The organism is Arthrobacter cavernae (genome assembly GCF_017368795.1).
GTDB classification, from domain to species: Bacteria; Actinomycetota; Actinomycetes; order Actinomycetales; family Micrococcaceae; genus Arthrobacter; species Arthrobacter cavernae.
Genome location: NZ_JAFNLL010000057.1, coordinates 1 through 15,574, shown reverse-complemented (window position 1 = coordinate 15,574; position 15,574 = coordinate 1). Strand labels below are relative to the sequence as shown.

The window sequence follows — 15,574 nt, the reverse complement described above, 5'->3', positions numbered from 1 at the left end:
GTGTACCAGCCGAGGCTCGTCGACGAAGGCGGGATCCTGATGCTCGAGGTCGAGGCGGCCAAGACCGTCGCCGGGGAGCCGCAGCGGGAACGCTGACCTCTTACCCCAAGGACAGAAGTCCGCCGTCCTCGGCGTGCTCGCTCGTTCCTCGCTTAGACGCACGCTGCCGGACGCCGGACTTCTGTCCTTGACCGGCAGTTTTCGAGGCGGATTGCGGGCCTTCGCAAAGGAGCGCATCGCGATCGATCGCGCCGTGAAGGTCGCCCAGCGACCGTAGCGGCGCATTTCGATCGTGTCTAAGCGACGGCGAAGGTGCGCCTTCCGCCGGAGGTGAGTTAACAAAGAAAGCCGCTCCGGTTCAGAACCGGAGCGGCTTTCTTGTTTGGTTTAGCGGGAGCGCTGGCGGAGGCGCTGCATGTCGAGGATCACGACTGCGCGGGCTTCGAGGCGCAGCCAGCCGCGCTGGACGAACTCGGCCAAGGCCTTGTTCACGGTCTCGCGGGAAGCGCCCACCAGCTGGGCCAGTTCTTCCTGGGTGAGCTCGTGGGCCACCAGGACACCGTCGGTGGCCGGACGGCCGAAGCGGTCGGCCAGGTCCAGGAGGGCCTTGGCCACGCGGCCCGGGACGTCCGAGAAGACGAGGTCGGACAGGGAGTCGTTGGTGCGGCGCAGGCGGCGGGCCAGGGCCTGCAGCAGCTGGGCAGAGACCTCGGGGCGCGTGCGGAGCAGGGCGTTGAGGCTCTCGTTGCGCAGGCCGGCCAGACGGGTCTCGGACACGGCGGTGGCCGTGGCGGTGCGCGGGCTGGGGTCGAACAGGGCCATTTCGCCGAAGAGCTCGCCCGGGCCGAGGATGGCCAACAGAGACTCGCGGCCGTCGGGGGAGGTGCGGCCGAGCTTCACCTTGCCGGACACGATGAAGTACAGCTGGTCACCCTGGTCACCTTCGCGGAACACCGAGGCTCCACGTGAAAGGTCCACCTCGGTGAGCTCATCCGTCAGCAGGCGGAAGGCGTCGTCGTCTAGGGTGGCGAAGAGGGGTGCGCGGCGCAATACCTCGATGTCCATAAAAGTCTCCTGAGTAAGTTTCGGTCGTGGCGCTCCAGCCATTGTTTCAGAATTTTGGCGCTTCTGTGACGTACTTGGCACGTGAAACGCCCGAAATCACACGGGAGGGCCGCCGCGAGGCCGTCCGTGGGCCGTCGCGGAGGGCCTCTGCGGGTCCGGCTCTCACGGCTTGTTGTCAGCCCGCGCCTCTACAATTGGGGCTTACCCTGCTGTGAGGAGCAATGGTGTTTGGCTTGACCATCCTGGACTTGGCGTTGGTTCTGATGCTTGTCTCCTACCTGATCTATGGCCTGCGCAACGGTTTCCTGGTGACCCTCGGCGGCATCGCCGGTTTCGCTGTGGGCGCAGTCGCGGCGTTCATGGCCGTGCCGTTGGTGAGCGGATTGGTCAGCGACAGCGGCTGGAGGCTCACCGCCACCATCGGCTCCGCCGTCGTGCTCGTGGCCCTTGGCCATGGCCTGGGAACCATGATGGGGCACAGGGTCCGCGGAGCGGTGAAGATCAAGCCCCTGCACGGGGTGGACCGCCTGGTGGGTGGCGCCGTCAGCGTGGTGGTTGCCGCCCTGGTGATGTCCATGCTGGCGTTCAGCATCAGCTCCCTCGGTGTGCCGTTCGTGTCCCAGCAATTGGCCGAATCCAAGGTCATCAGGTTCATTGATGGGCTCACCCCCACACCCGTCAAGACCGCCATGGCGCAGCTCCGGTCCACCGTCATTGGCAACGGCATCCCGAAGCTGATTGAAGGCATCGGCCCCACCGAGCCGGTTCCGGTACCGGACGCCAGCACTAACACCCCGGCCCTGAACAATGCGGCGCGCTCGGTCCTGAAGATCGCGGGTACGGCCTACCAGTGCGGCCAGAACCAGACCGGCTCCGGCTTTGTGGTCTCGCCCGGCCGTGTGGTCACCAACGCGCACGTCGTGGCCGGCGTGTCCCAGCCGGTGGTGGAGATTCCCGATGGCGGTGCGCTCGCGGGCCGCGTGGTGTACTTCGACAGCCAGCGTGACCTGGCGGTCCTGGCCGTCGACGGACTGCCCACGGCGCCGCTGCCCCTGAGCCCGGACCTCGGCCCGGGCAGCCCTGCGGCCTTTGCAGGCTACCCGCACGGCGGGCCCTTCCAGTCCAAGCCCGCCACCGTGCAGGGCATCTCGACGCTGCTCGTCCCGGACATCTACGGGGACAACCCCGCCCCGGAACTCGTCTACCGGCTTGCCGGCGACGTCCAGCCGGGCAACTCCGGCGGCCCGCTCCTGACCACCGGAGGCGCCGTGGCCGGCGTGATCTTCGCCAAGACCACCACGGACGCGGCCCTTGGCTTCGCCCTCACCATGGAGGACCTCGGGCCCGTGGCCGCCCAGGCCCCCGCCCTCAGCGCCCCGGTGTCCCCAGGGCAGTGCACGCAGAAATAGGCCCCGCACCTGGAAATAACCCCGCCGGACGCTCTCTCAGATAAACGCCCTTTTCGCCCAACGCTCTCTCACATGATGTGGGAGAGCGTTGGGTGAAAGTGCCTCAAACGTGAGAGAGCGTTCCGGTGCCTAGAGCGTTTCGGCCAGGTACTCGATGGCCAGCTTGTAGCCCAGCACGCCCGCGCCCACGATCACTGCCGAGCACACGGGGGACAGGTAGGAGTGGTGCCGGAATTCCTCGCGCTGGTGCACGTTGGTGATGTGGACCTCGACGGCGGGCAGCTGCACGGCCGCCAGGGCGTCGCGCAGGGCCACGGAGGTGTGCGTGTAGGCGCCGGCATTGATGACGATCCCGACGGCGGTGGTCCGTGCGGCGTGGATGGCGTCCAGGAGGTCGCCCTCGTGGTTGGACTGGACGCAGTCGACCGTGAAGCCGTGGCTGGCTGCGGCGTTCATGGCCAGCTGTTCGACGTCGGCCAGCGTAGACGTACCGTACTTTTCCGGCTCGCGCGTTCCCAGAAGGTTCAGGTTGGGTCCGTTGACAACAAGGATGGTGCCGCGGCCGGTTTCGGAGGCGGAGGATGCGTCAGTCATGGTTCCCAATGTATAGGCGGCACGCGGTGCTTGGCGCGTTCATGACCTGTCACTTCCGGCGCTGAGGTCCCAGTGCAGGCGGATGGCCTCGGCAATCGGTCCGGTGGCCACATCCACCCTGAAAGCAACCGGTGCCGTGCCAGTCTCCTCCACCACGGAATCGCGGTACACCCGACCGCATGACGGGCACAGCGTGAAAAGCTCGCCATCATCCGGCCATGACGCCAGGCCTGCGGGGACGTCGGCGCCAGCCTGGATCGGCACGCCCTCCGAATTCGCCTGGATCAGTCCGTCGTCGCCGACGGTGTTGCCGCAGACGCACGTGATTGTGGTGACATCATGGCCGGTGACAGCGGCGGTTTCAGTGTCCATGGCAGACTCCAGGCGGTGGAAGGACCCTAGTCACAGCCTACGCCTGGAACCCCGGGCGAGAGACCCCTCCGCAGCGAGGTGGCGCGGAACGTGGGCCAGCAGAGCGGTAACCGGCAGTGACTCAGAAGGGCGGCGGGTCAGAGGCATCACCCGGCGCCGAGCCTGGATTGTGGGTGATGGATGCTGTATACGTCGCAGGAATGGGTGGGTGGTCTGTGTATCTTCGGCCGTTGGGGTTGGTCCATTCCAGAACCCCGGCTCCGATCTGCCGGATCTTCCACCGTGAGTGGTGTTTGAGCATGTGATGGCGTCGGCACAGCCCGGCGAGGTTGCCAGCTTCGGTGGCTCCACCGAGGGCCGCGTCGAGTGTGTGGTCCAAATCCAGTTCACGGGCCTTGATCCCACAACCGGGGAAGCGGCACCTTGAATCCCGGGCCCTGAGGAGCCGTCTGAGATCTTCGCCCGGCCGGTACCTGTCCACGGCCAATACTGCGCCGTTGAACGGGTCCGTCAGGACCCTGTTCCAACGAGTCGCCTCCCCGGCCAAGACCCTCGCCGTGTCAGGGTCGATCGGGTGGCGTCCGTCCAGCTCGGCCGGCGTCCAGGCGGCTTTGCCCGCAACGAGGCCTTCGCAGTCGGTCAGGTTCAGCACAGGGACTGTGACATCCACCCGGGCCGTGATCGCCGCCAGGAGCCCGTCCGGGGTGTCATGCCCGGTCGGAACACTGCGGAGCAGCAGGTCCGAAAGGAGGTCGGCACGGAGCTGATCAGTGGTTCGACTCAGTTCAGTGCTCCGACGCAGTTCAACAGTGTCAGGTGCCCGGACTGCCATCGCTTCTGCATGCGCGTGCGCCATCTGGGTGATTCTGTCGTGGATGCCGTATGCCACGGCTGCGGGCAGCACCGCTGCGAGTTCGGCCATGCATCCGGCAACGGCGTCACCCAGACACGGCGTTCCTCATGGGCTTGCTCGTGCCGGTTGCTCAGGGGTTCTGGTTGGACTTTCTCGGCTTCCCGGACAGCCATGCGTCGCACCCGCCCAGGAGCCTGCTGTTCCGCGAACGCCACCACCACAGCTTCATACCGGGACAAAGCCCCAGGCTCGTCCAGCACCATCCCGACCTCCTGGATCACGCGGGCGTGTGCCAGGTTGATCCGGCCCTCCGCAAGGGCATTGAAAGTCAGCGGGAAACGGTCCAGAAGCTCAACCGCCTGACCTATTTGCCGTTGCAAAGTGCGATCGTTTGCACGGGTTGCCGTTGCGATCTCGGCAGCCACCGCACGCTGAGCCAGCTCCGCCGAGCATGAATCCCACCGCACGGCGTCGAACCCTGGCCGCACCGCGCCGCCGTCGTTCATGAAGTCCGCCACCCGCGACGCCATGGCCAGCGTATACTCCCGCAGAGCCTGCAGGCCCGCGATGGCTGCTTCCAGCGACTCCAGCGTTGAGACCATCTCGTCCAGCAACCGCGCGGGATCAGATGCAGCAACGGGCTGCGGGGTCCTCTCACTCAGGCTGTTGGTGATCTCCATGAATCCATCTCACCACTGACCACTGACATTAATCCGGCGTCCGTTGATTCGGAGTCGAAAACTGGCCAGGTTCGCCCGAAGGGCATGCTTCGGCGATCAGGCGATCAGGCGATCATACGATCATGCGGGCACGCCTGTGGGCGGGCAGACTCCGTATGTCTGTCCGCCCACAGGCCCAGCAACAACAGCGGATCAGACCGCCGTGACCTTCAGCAGCAGCGCGTGTTCGGGACGCAGGACCGGCAGCGGCAGCCCCACTTCCGCGAGGAAGCGGCCCGTGGCGGTCAGGCCGCCGTCGAGCCATGCGGGCGGCGTGATCTGCACGAACGGGCTGTAGGCGTCGCCCTCCACCGTGACGGGCAGGTCCTCCGAGGTGGGCATGATGGCCTCCACCCGGTACGTGCGGTCCGGGTCCAGGCCGGGAATGCCCGCGTTGCCGGGCATTTCGGCGGCCAGGGAAGCCAGGACGACGGCGGCGAACAGCGCCTCCGATCCGTCCTGGGAGACCACGCCGTGCAGGCGGAGGTTCGGCTCACCGAGATCCGCATTGACCCGCACTCCCGAGTGCAGCAGTCCGCGGTGCTCCTTGTAGATCGCAATGATGCGCAGCAGTACGGCCCGTTCGTGCCCGCTGGCCTTGCGGATGTCCCACTCCATGCCGAAATGCCCGAAGAGGGCAGTAATTGCGCGGAAGGTGATGCTGTGGGTGCGCCCGGTCGTGTGGGCGTGCGTCGGCCCCACGTGTGCGCCAACCAGCTCCGGCGGGAGCACGGCCTGGGTCCAGCGCTGGATGGTCTGCCGTTCCAGCGCATCGTTGCAGTCTGAGGCCCACACGCGGTCCGTGCGCTGCAGGATGCCGAGGTCAACACGCGCCCCGCCGGAGGAGCAGGACTCGATTTCAACCTGCGGATGGGAGGCCTTGAGCGCGTCGAAGAGGCGGTACGCGGCCAGGGTCTGCTCGTGGACCGAGGGCCGTCCGCCGTGGCCGTGTTCGGTCAGGTCCCGGTTCTGGTCCCACTTGAGGTAGCTGATGTTGTTCTCGCGCAGGAGGGCGTCGATCCGGTCGTAGATGTACTGCCATGCCTGCGGGTTGGCGAGGTCGATGATGTACTGGTTCCGCCACTCCAGCGGCAGGCGGCCGCCGTCCTTGTGGGACGCTGCGGCCGGGCCGACGATCCAGTCCGGGTGGGCACGGGCGACGTCCGAGTCCAGGTTGATCATTTCCGGTTCCACCCACAGGCCGAATTCCATGCCGCGCGAGGTCACGGCGTCGATCAGCGGGGTGAGGCCTTCGGGCCAGAGGCCCTCGTCAACGTACCAGTCGCCCAGGCCCGCGGTATCGTCACGGCGGCCGCGGAACCAGCCGTCGTCGAGCACGAAGCGTTCGACGCCGAGCTCGGCGGCGGACTCGGCCAGCTCGATGAGCGGCTCGATCCGGTGGTCGAAGTACACGGCCTCCCAGGTGTTCAGGACCACCGGGCGGGCCTTGCCGGAGCCGCCTGCGGCCCCCTGCGTGGCCACGTGCTGCGGCCGGGCGCGGAACCACTCGTAGAATCGCTCGGTCACGCCGTCCAGGCCATGGTCCGAGTAGGCGGAGTACAGCACGGGCGTGCTGTACTCCGCACCGGGGGCGAGCACCACTTCGCCCGATCCGAGAAGCTCCGAGGCACCGAGCATGCGGCGGCCGTCCGCGAGGGAGTCAAGGTATTGTTCGTGGTTGCCGGACCAGCCGAAGTGCACGGCCCAGACGCGGCCCGAACGGTTGGAGAAGCCAGCGGTGCCGGCGGCCACCAGCAGCGAGGAGTCGTGGCCCGTGCGGCCGTGCCGGCCGGAGCGGACCCAGGTGCCCTGGGCGATCTGGTGGCGCTGGGGGTGGTTCTCGCGGCACCAGCGGCCGGTGAGGTCCAGGAGTTCGACGGCGTCGCCCGGCACCGGGAGCACCAGTCCGAGCTCGTCCAGCACGTACGGCGTGGTGCCGGTGTTGGTGAGGGTGTGGCGGATTTCCAGCAGGCCCGAGGGGCCGAGGCGCAGGCTGGTGCGCACCTCGACGCCCGTGTCCGGGTCAGCCTGTAGGACGACGGCGGCGTCCCCGCCGTCGAGCTCTGCCGAGACGATCCGGAGCGCGGAGGAGAAGTCGAAGCCGGGAACTCCGGCGTCGGTGCGGTGCCCGCGCAGGCCGGGACGGCCGGGCCAGCCCGAGGAAGCCTGGGGCAGCAGCCCTGCCACGATCGGGACGTCAAGGGCCGAGTGGGGTACGGGGGCACTGAAGAGGCTGAGGTCAGGGAGGGCATCGCCGAGGTCGGCGCCCCAATGGACGATCTGGGCCTCGCCGGTGTAGAAGGCGAGCAGGAGGCTCGTGCCGGCGGAACGGAGGTGCAGGGGGTCCATGGGGATCGCTTTCGTGGAGTCGGTGCGTTGCTTGCAGGAGTGGAGAGTCCGGGCGCCGCCGTCAAAGGAGTAAAGCGGCGGCGCCCGGACTGGTTTCTGGGGTTGGTGTTACTTGGTGAAGATTGCGTTGATCTGTTCGTTGGCTGCTGTCAGGGAGCCGGCCGGGGACTTGCCTGCGATGACCGCGTCCATGGCCGGTTTCATGACACCCTCAATCTTGGCGGCATTGTCGGTGATGGGGAACAGGAAAGTGCTCTTGTCCTTCACGTGCTGGGTGAAGGCAGTGACGTCCACGTTCTTGGCCTTGAACGCTTCGGCGGCCTTGTCCGAGGAGGTCTTCACTGCGGGGAACACCACGGCCTTGGACGCAACGACGTCCTGGCACGCGGTGGAACCGAGGTACTCGACCCACTTGATGGCGGCGTCCTTCTTCTTGGTGCCGGCCCAGATGGAGTCGGCCAGGCCGTTGAACATCGAGGCGCGCTTGCCGTTCACGCCGGTCGGCGTGGGGGCGATGCCAAGCTCAATGCCCTTGTAGCCGGTGTACTGTCCGATCATCCAGGAGCCGTTGGAGTTGATGGCGGACTTCCCGGCGGCGAAGTTGTCGGCCATGTTCGCGCCGACGGTGGTCTCGAGCTTGGGCATGTAGCCCTTCTCCACGAGCGAGGCCCACCAGGCGATGGTGTCCTGGAATTTCTTGTCGTCGTAGTTGTAGTGGGTGCCCCAGGGGTTCTTGTCCGTGTGGGTCCAGCCGGTGGTCGCGCTGAGGTAGCTCCACTGGGTCTGGCCGCCACCGGCGTCGGAGTTGGGCAGGCCGAGGCCGTAGACGGCGACGTTTGCCTTGTCGAATCCGGGCTCGTCGCCGCGCTTGCCGTTCTTGTCCACGGTGAGGCGGGCGATGGCCTTCTCATAGCTGCCGCCGTCCTGCGGGTTCCAGCTCAGCGAGCCCATCTGCTCGGGGCTGAGGCCGGCGTCGGTGGCCATCTTCTTGTTGTAGAAGAGGGCTACGGTGTCCCAGTCCTTGGGCAGGCCGTAGCGCTTGCCGTCCTGGCCGACCCAGAGGTCCGCCAGGCCTTCGTTGTACTGGGAGAGGTCCACCTTGTCCTTGCTGATCGCGTCATCGAGGGCGACGAGCTGCTTGGTCTTGAGGAAGTCCGGGTACTTGGCGAGGTGGTCGGTGAAGACGTCCGGGGCAGTGCCGGAGGCCATGCCGGTGGTGATCTTGCTCCAGTAGTCGTCCCAGCCCGTCTGGGTGATTTTGACGGTGATGTCCGGGTTGGCCTTCTGGAAGTCCTCGGCGCACTGCTTGTAGGCGGGCAACTGGTTGGCGTCCCAGAGCCAGTAGCTGATCTCGCCCTTGGCGGCATCGCCGCCGCCTCCTCCACTTGAGCCGCCGGAGCAGGCGGACAATGCGAGGGTGGCTGCAGCGGCCAGGGCGACGGCGCCGAGTGCTTTCTTCTTCATGGGGGTCCTTTCGGGACAGGGTGGGGTGGGGACACGGCGCGTGCCGGGCCCCGTTGAGGGGATGAGAGGGAGGGAGGCCTACTTGGTGCCGTTGAAGCCGATCGAGTTGACGATCTTCTTGCCGAAGATGGCGAAGAGGATAAGGACCGGCGTGGCCGAGACGAGGGTGGCCGCCATGAGGCCGGACCAGTCCGGTGCGCCCTGGGGTGACTGGGATTTGAAGACGCCCAGGCCTACCGTGAGCACGCGTGCTTCCTCGGTGGTGCCGACGAGCAGCGGCCAGAAGTACTCGTTCCACTGGCCCATGAAGGTCAGCAGCGCAAGGGTCGCGATCGGGGCGGCCGCGTTGGGCATGACGACCTGGAAGAAGATCCGGAAGTGCTTCGCGCCGTCGAGCATTGCGGCTTCCTCGACCTCGCGGGACATGTTGAGGAAGAACTGGCGCATGAAGAAGATCGCGAACGGGGTCATGAACAGGTACGGCAGCACCAGGCCGAGCATCGAGTTGAGCAGGCCTAGGTTCTTGATGAGCAGGAAGTTCGGCAGGGCGGTGAAGATCGGCGGGACCAGCATGGTGCCGAGGAACAGGGAGAAGACGCCGTCACGGCCCTTCCAGCGCAGCCGGGCGAAGGCGTAGGCGGCCATCGAGCTGAAGAACACGGCGCCCGCGGTGGTGATGCTGGAGAAGAGCAGCGAGTTCCACAGGTACTGCCAGAAGTTGATCGAGGCTCCCGAGCCGCCCTCCGCGATTGCTTCGGCGGCGGTCTGGAGGCCGAAGACCCGCTTGAAGGCTCCGAGGTTGAAGTCAGCGGGCAGCAGGCTCGCGGAGTTCGCGGCGAGGGAACCGTTCGTGGACAGGGCCGTGCGCAGCACCCAGAAGAAGGGCAGCACGCTGACGGCAATGGCGATTGCGAGCAGGGTCCACGCGATGGTACGGCGCCAGTTGAAAGGACGGTTCCTTGTGAAAGGACTGTTCCTTGTGAAAGGACGACGGCGGCCGCCGGTTTTGGGGGAGGTAAGGGTGGTCATGGGGTGTCCTTAGTCCAGGTCCGACTGGTTGCCTCGGAGGAACTTCATCTGGATGAAGGCCACGAGGGCGAGGATGAGGAAGAGGATGACGGCCAGGGCCGAGCCGTAGCCGAAGTCCTGCTCGTTGAAGGCGCGCTGGTAGATGTAGTACTGCAGCACGCGGGTCGCGTTGACGGGGCCGCCGGCGGTGGTGACGGCGACGGTGTCGAAGACCTGGAAGGAGCCGATGACGGTCACGACCAGCACGAGGACGAGCACGGGGCGCAGCAGCGGCAGGGTGATCCGCCAGAAGGTGCTGACGGCCTTGGATCCGTCGATGCTGGCGGCTTCGTAAACACTGTTGGGGATGGCCTGCAGGCCAGCGAAGATCAGCAGCGCGGTGTAGCCCATGTGCCTCCAGGTGTTGATGAGCGCCTGGGTGGGGATGGCCCACTGCTCGCTGCCGAAGAACGCTACACGGGGAAGGCCGGTCCACTCGATGAGCTGGTTGATGATGCCGATCTGGTAGTCGAGCATCCAGAACCACAGGAGAGCGGCGATGACGTTTGCCATGAGGTACGGGAGCAGGAGCGCACCGCGGATGAGGGTGGACTTGGCCACCCGGTGCATCAGGATCGCGAGACCGAGTGCGAGGGCCGTCTGGAGCACGATGTTGATGACGACGTATTCCGAGGTGACCCCAAGGGCGTTCCAGAACAGCGGATCCTTGGCGATGCGCTCGTAGTTCCGGGTCCCGATCCATTCAGGGTCCCCGAGGATGCTGTACTCCGTGAAGCTGAGGTAGATGCCACGGACGGTCGGCACCAGGTAAAAGAGCAAGAAGCCGAGCATTGCGGGTGCGATGAAGAGAAGTGCGATCTTGAGATCGCCGATGCCGCGGAAACCTGCGGACGGCTTGCCCCGCTTCCGTGATTTCCGGGGCCCGCTGGATGCGGAGAGCCCCGGACCGGGCTGTTTGGTGAGCGTGGTCATCTTCGACCCTTCCTGGATGTGACATGGCTAACAACTGAAGACGAATCTACACGAGTAGATTTCTGGGCGTCAAGAGTTTTTGTGATCTTTTGTGAGATTTTCTTTTGTTTCTTGCGTTTTTGGGCGCGATTGGGAGCGCGGATGCCCGTGCGGTTAAGCGCCGGTGCGGCGGAAAGCGGGCAATGTGCCGAGGTCGACGGCGATCTCCACGGTTCCCTCGCCGCGTTCGACGCCGTCCGGGCCGGTCCAGGTTCCGGCCGGCAGGACCACGGTGCGGCGGGTTGCTCCGGCCTGGAGGACGGGTGCCACCAGAATGTCCTCGCCGAGCAGGAACTGGTCGGTCACACCTTCGAAGCCCGCGTGGTGGTAGGCGAGCGGGCGGATGACGGGCTCTGCCGTCCGGGCCGCGTGTTCCACCAGTGCAAGGATCTCGGGAAGGAGTTCCTGGCGGAGCGCGACTGCGCCGTGCACCGCCGCGAGGTGTTCGGCGTCGAGCACGCGGCTTGGGTTGATGGAGAACTGCATCATCGGGAACAGGGCCGCGCACTGCGCGTAGCGGACAAACTGCTCCTGGTCCACGGACGCCCCCGGGGCGAAGGCCGCGAGGTCGCCTCCGCCCACCATGTCGGCGCACGTGAAAGCGTGGCCGATCAGGCCCTGGGCCAGGCCCTCGGGAACCAGCGAGAGGAGGCCGTCGCTGCCCCAGGTCGGGGGCTTGTCATGCAGGCGCTGGGCGAGGGGCTGGCCGCCCATTTTCCAGCACGCCCGGTACTCGTTGAAGCTGTACTCCAGACCCAGCCGGGCGTATGCCTCGCACAAATCTACCGGACCGGTGCCGTCGGCAGCCTGGTCATCTGCGCGGTAGTCCCTCAGGTCTCCGGCATCGAACTTGAATCCATCGATGCCGTGTTCGTCCCGCAACGCGTCCAGCCGGGCCTTGAGCCACGCCGTTGCCTCAGGGTTGGTGACGTCGAGCATGGCGCTGAAGCCGTTCCACCATTCGCGCACGATCACTTCACCATCGGGGCCCTTGAGCAGCAGCCCGAGTGCGCGCAGTTCACGGAACTGATCGCTGTCCGGGCTGATGAATGGCACCAGCCAGAGCATCACCCGGAAGCCTCTGGCACGCAGTTCCTCGACCATCGAGGTGGGGTCCGGGAAGTGCGAGGCGTTGAAGCGCCAGTCGCCGTAGTCCCTCGACCAGCGGTCGTCGATCATGAGGACGCCCGGCGGGAAACCGGCCTCCAGGAGGCTGTCGGCGTAGGTGATGACGCCGTCCTGGGTGGGTGCGTAGGGCATTTCAATCCAGGTGTTGTACTGCGGCCCCTCGAAAAGCTCCCGCGCCGGAATGCGGCCCGACGCCGGGAAGAACCGCTGCGAAGCCAGCAGGAAGGCTTCCCGCAGGGTCCCGAGGGGTGCTTCCAACAATTGGACGTCTTCATCGCTCGGGACCACGCCAAGCCGGCCGTCCCCGAACGTGAAGCTGAAGGGCCTCCCGGACCAGACGATCCTCCCGGCACTCGAGAGCAGCAGGGGTGCCGACTGGTTGGCCCCGGCTGACGGATCTCCAGCGAGCCCGGCATTGTCGGCCAGATTGCGGTGGTGTGGCAGTGCCCCGAACGGCATTGCCTGCCCGTCGGCCACGGCGCCTCCCCACCAGACCTCCCCGGGCAACAATTCGATATCGAGCGCGGCGGACTTCTCAGGCATGGGACTCCTTTGGCGTGGCTTGAAATGGTGTGGCGACTCGAGTAGACGGGCCGGGATCGGGGACAATTCCATCACGTTGACCCCGGCCTTCGGAAGGTCTTCTGTGAATTTTTGTGAGATTTTCTTTGATTTAGGGAGTTTTGGTTGACTCGAGTAGATCACGCTGGGAGACTCGATGAATCCCACAACCCACAGACCCACGGAGGATCAAACAATGACGTTTTCACTCGGCGTAGTAGGCGCCGGCCAGTTCGCAGGCCAGTTCACCAAGCTCTTCAAGGCGCACCCGCAAGTCTCGGAGGTGTATGTCACGGATGTCCTGCCGGAGAGGGCTGCGACCTTGGCCGAACGCCAACAGCTGGGCGGGACGTTCCCCAGCTTTGAAGACATGCTCGCCAGCGATGTGGACGCCGTCGCGATCTTCACCCAGCGCTGGACCCACGGCCCGCTGGTTGTGCGGGCGCTACGTGCAGGCAAGCATGTGTACTCCGCCGTGCCCATGGCCATCAGCGAGGAGGAGATCGCGGCCATCATCGAGGCGGTCCGCGAGACGGGCCTGACGTACATGATGGGTGAAACCAGCTACTACAACCCCGCCACCATCTATGCCCGCCAGCAGAAGGACGCCGGTGCCTTCGGCCGGATCTTCTACGCCGAGGGCGACTATGTGCACGACATGGACCTGGGCTTCTACGCCGCCTACCAGTACAGCGGGGGCGATGACTGGCAGAAGACCGCCAGCTACCCGCCCATGCTCTACCCCACGCACTCGCTCGGCGGCGTGCTGGGAGGAATTGGCAGCCACGCCACGAGCGTGAGCTGCATTGGTGTGCGCGACCAGCGTGGCGACGGCGTCTTCGACAAGGACGTCAGCATGTTCGACAACGACTTTTCCAATGCCACCGCGCTGTTTGAAATGGCCGGTGGCGGAAGCATCCGCATCAACGAATTCCGTCGCGTGGGCTACCCCTCGCACCTGCGCGAGAGCCGCTTCCGCTACTTCGGTACAGAGGGCAGCTTCGAGCAGCTCGTCGAAACCGCCGTCTGGCAGGACAAGGACGGCTTCACCGACGTCAGCGAGCAGATCCGCACCCTGCCCAGCATCCCGCTGGACGATCCGTCCCTGGCGGAGGTGGATCCGGCCCTGCGCGACGCCTTCGTTTCGGGCCTGGCTCCGGTCCACGACGCCTCACGCCTGCCGGCGGAACTGCGGGCCCTGCCCAGCGGCCATGAAGGCAGCCACAGCTTCCTGGTGGACGATTTTGTCACAGCCGTAGCCACCGGAACCCTGCCCCCCGTCAACGCCTGGGTGGCCGCGCGCTTCACCCTGCCTGGCGTCGTGGCCCATGAATCAGCGTTGCGCGGCGGGGAACGGCTGGCCATCCGCGACTTCGGCGATGCTCCGGGAGACGCCTCCGCTGGCTAGCATGGTCCTCATGCCTATTTCGGAGATGCACACCCCCCGTGGCCCGGTCACACGCAAGGACGTGGCCCACCACGCGGGGGTGAGCACCGCCGTCGTCAGCTATGTGGTCAACGGCGGCCCGAAAAAGGTGGCACCGGCAACGGAAGCGAAGGTCCGGGAGGCCATCCGTGTGCTGGGCTACCGGCCAAACGCCGCGGCACGGGCGCTCAAGCTGGGCTCCAGCGAGACAATCGGCCTGGTCATGCCGGACAACTTCAACCCCTTCTTTGCCCTCTTCGCCCACTCGGTCGAAGAGGCGGCGGGTGCCCGGGGCTACTCGCTGCTGCTGGCCAACTCGGACAGCGATCCGGACAGGGAACGGGGCCAGGTGCGAAATCTCGCGGCGCGGCAGGTTGATGGTGTGGTGCTCTTCAGCCTCATGGACGAGCCTGATTACGCCGAGCTCGAGGCAGCCGAGATTCCTTGCGTTCTACTCAACCATCCCGCGAAGGCCCCGGGCTTCAGCAGCGTCGGTGTTGATCTGGAAGCGGCGGCCCGGACTGCCGTCGAGCACCTGATCGGCCACGGACACCGCATCATCGCGCTCGCAATTGGGGTTAACGCCTCAGGCACCGTGGATGAGCGCCGCCAGGGCTGGAGCCGCGCGCTGGCCGACGCCGGGCTGGCGGAAGGGCCTGAGGACTACGGGCTGTTCACCCTCGCTGGCGGCTACGACGCCGGACGGCGGCTGCTGGCGCTTGAAGAGCGGCCGACGGCGATCTTCGCCAGCTCGGACGTGCAGGCCGTCGGAATCATGCGCGCCATCCATGAATCCGGGCTGTCCGTTCCGGGCGATATTGCAGTGGTGTCCTTCGACGGAACCATTGCCGCGGAGTACGCCTGGCCGACCCTGACCACAGTTGCGCAGCCCGTGCAGGCCATGGCGGAGGCAGCCGTTGCTGCCCTGGTGGACGTGCGCAAAGGCGGAGAACCGCAGCACCAGGTCTTCCCCACAGAACTCCTCATCAGGCAGTCCTGCGGCTGCACCTAGGAAGTTGGCACCGGGATGACGTGCTGGATGCCGTTGCGGGCGAACAAGCAAAATATAACTTTCTTTCACAAAATTTCACAAATGGCCTTCCGGTATCTGATCTACTCGTGTAGATTCTTGGTAGCTTAGAACGCCCATTACGGATGTGGCGACGCTCTCGTCCCGCGAAGGAATCCATGAGAATTCTTGTCACCGGTGGCACCGGCTACATCGGCTCGCACACCGTTCTGTCCCTTCAGGAAGCCGGCCACGACGTCGTTGTCATCGACAACCTGGTGAACTCCAGCGAGGAGTCCCTCCGCCGGGTCGCCGAACTGACCGGCAAGACCGCGGCCTTCCACCGGGTGGACCTCGTGGACGAGCCCGCCGTCGAGCAGGTTTTTGAGCAGCACCGGATCGACGCCGTGATCCACTTCGCCGGCCTCAAGGCCGTGGGAGAATCCGTCCAGGAGCCCCTGGCGTACTACCACAACAACATCGTGGGAACCCTGAACCTGCTCCGGGCCATGGACAAATACGGCGTGCGCTCCATCGTCTTCAGCTCCTCCGCCACCGTGTACGGCGAGCACAACCCCACCCCCT

Annotated in this window: 13 protein-coding genes and 1 pseudogene; 5 read left to right on the top strand and 9 right to left on the bottom strand. The window is 65.9% G+C overall.

The features are described 5' to 3' along the window. Positions 1-96: pseudogene (locus J1902_RS19835) on the top strand (NUDIX hydrolase); the annotation flags it as partial. A 291-nt stretch (positions 97-387) separates the two neighbouring features. On the opposite strand, the gene J1902_RS17690 reads toward J1902_RS19835, so the two are convergent. After that, complete coding sequence (locus tag J1902_RS17690) at positions 388-1,065, bottom strand: Crp/Fnr family transcriptional regulator (RefSeq protein ID WP_207617697.1); 678 nt, start codon at positions 1,063-1,065, stop codon at positions 388-390. Positions 1,066-1,289: 224 nt separating this feature from the next. On the opposite strand from J1902_RS17690, the gene J1902_RS17685 reads away from it, so the two are divergent. Continuing rightward, positions 1,290-2,474, top strand: coding sequence for a MarP family serine protease (locus tag J1902_RS17685; protein ID WP_207617698.1), 1,185 nt, complete (start codon positions 1,290-1,292; stop codon positions 2,472-2,474). 129 nt (positions 2,475-2,603) lie between these two features. Here J1902_RS17685 and aroQ read toward each other — a convergent pair whose 3' ends face one another. The 8 genes from aroQ to J1902_RS17645 form a co-directional block, all read right to left on the bottom strand. After that, positions 2,604-3,068 carry a type II 3-dehydroquinate dehydratase gene (gene aroQ / locus J1902_RS17680; RefSeq protein ID WP_207617696.1) on the bottom strand — a complete coding sequence of 155 codons (465 nt, stop codon included), beginning with the start codon at positions 3,066-3,068 and terminating at the stop codon, positions 2,604-2,606. 39 nt (positions 3,069-3,107) lie between these two features. Continuing rightward, entirely contained in the window at positions 3,108-3,440 is a 333-nt protein-coding gene (locus J1902_RS17675; protein ID WP_207617695.1) for a hypothetical protein, read from the bottom strand. A gap of 780 nt (positions 3,441-4,220) precedes the next feature. Next, the gene (locus tag J1902_RS17670; RefSeq protein ID WP_207617694.1) at positions 4,221-4,973 is read right to left on the bottom strand and encodes a DUF222 domain-containing protein; all 753 of its coding nucleotides are present in this window, start codon (positions 4,971-4,973) and stop codon (positions 4,221-4,223) included. Between the two features lie 192 nt (positions 4,974-5,165). Beyond that, the gene (locus J1902_RS17665; RefSeq protein WP_207617693.1) at positions 5,166-7,361 is read right to left on the bottom strand and encodes an alpha-galactosidase; all 2,196 of its coding nucleotides are present in this window, start codon (positions 7,359-7,361) and stop codon (positions 5,166-5,168) included. A 108-nt stretch (positions 7,362-7,469) separates the two neighbouring features. Continuing rightward, entirely contained in the window at positions 7,470-8,825 is a 1,356-nt protein-coding gene (locus J1902_RS17660; RefSeq protein WP_207617692.1) for an ABC transporter substrate-binding protein, read from the bottom strand. A 78-nt stretch (positions 8,826-8,903) separates the two neighbouring features. After that, complete coding sequence (locus J1902_RS17655; protein ID WP_207617691.1) at positions 8,904-9,854, bottom strand: carbohydrate ABC transporter permease; 951 nt, start codon at positions 9,852-9,854, stop codon at positions 8,904-8,906. Positions 9,855-9,863: 9 nt separating this feature from the next. Further along, positions 9,864-10,826 (bottom strand): carbohydrate ABC transporter permease, encoded by a 963-nt coding sequence (locus tag J1902_RS17650; RefSeq protein ID WP_207617690.1) that lies wholly within the window; start codon positions 10,824-10,826, stop codon positions 9,864-9,866. 153 nt (positions 10,827-10,979) lie between these two features. Continuing rightward, a complete protein-coding gene (locus J1902_RS17645; RefSeq protein WP_207617689.1) occupies positions 10,980-12,536 on the bottom strand; it encodes a glycoside hydrolase family 31 protein in 1,557 nt (518 codons plus the stop codon). 214 nt (positions 12,537-12,750) lie between these two features. Between J1902_RS17645 and J1902_RS17640 the strand changes: the two genes are divergently transcribed. The 3 genes from J1902_RS17640 to J1902_RS17630 form a co-directional block, all read left to right on the top strand. Beyond that, positions 12,751-13,962 (top strand): Gfo/Idh/MocA family protein, encoded by a 1,212-nt coding sequence (locus J1902_RS17640; RefSeq protein WP_207617688.1) that lies wholly within the window; start codon positions 12,751-12,753, stop codon positions 13,960-13,962. Between the two features lie 10 nt (positions 13,963-13,972). Then, positions 13,973-14,992, top strand: coding sequence for a LacI family DNA-binding transcriptional regulator (locus J1902_RS17635; RefSeq protein ID WP_207617687.1), 1,020 nt, complete (start codon positions 13,973-13,975; stop codon positions 14,990-14,992). Between the two features lie 176 nt (positions 14,993-15,168). Continuing rightward, positions 15,169-15,574: SDR family NAD(P)-dependent oxidoreductase (locus tag J1902_RS17630; protein ID WP_207617686.1), on the top strand; the 406-nt coding region annotated here is incomplete at its 3' end.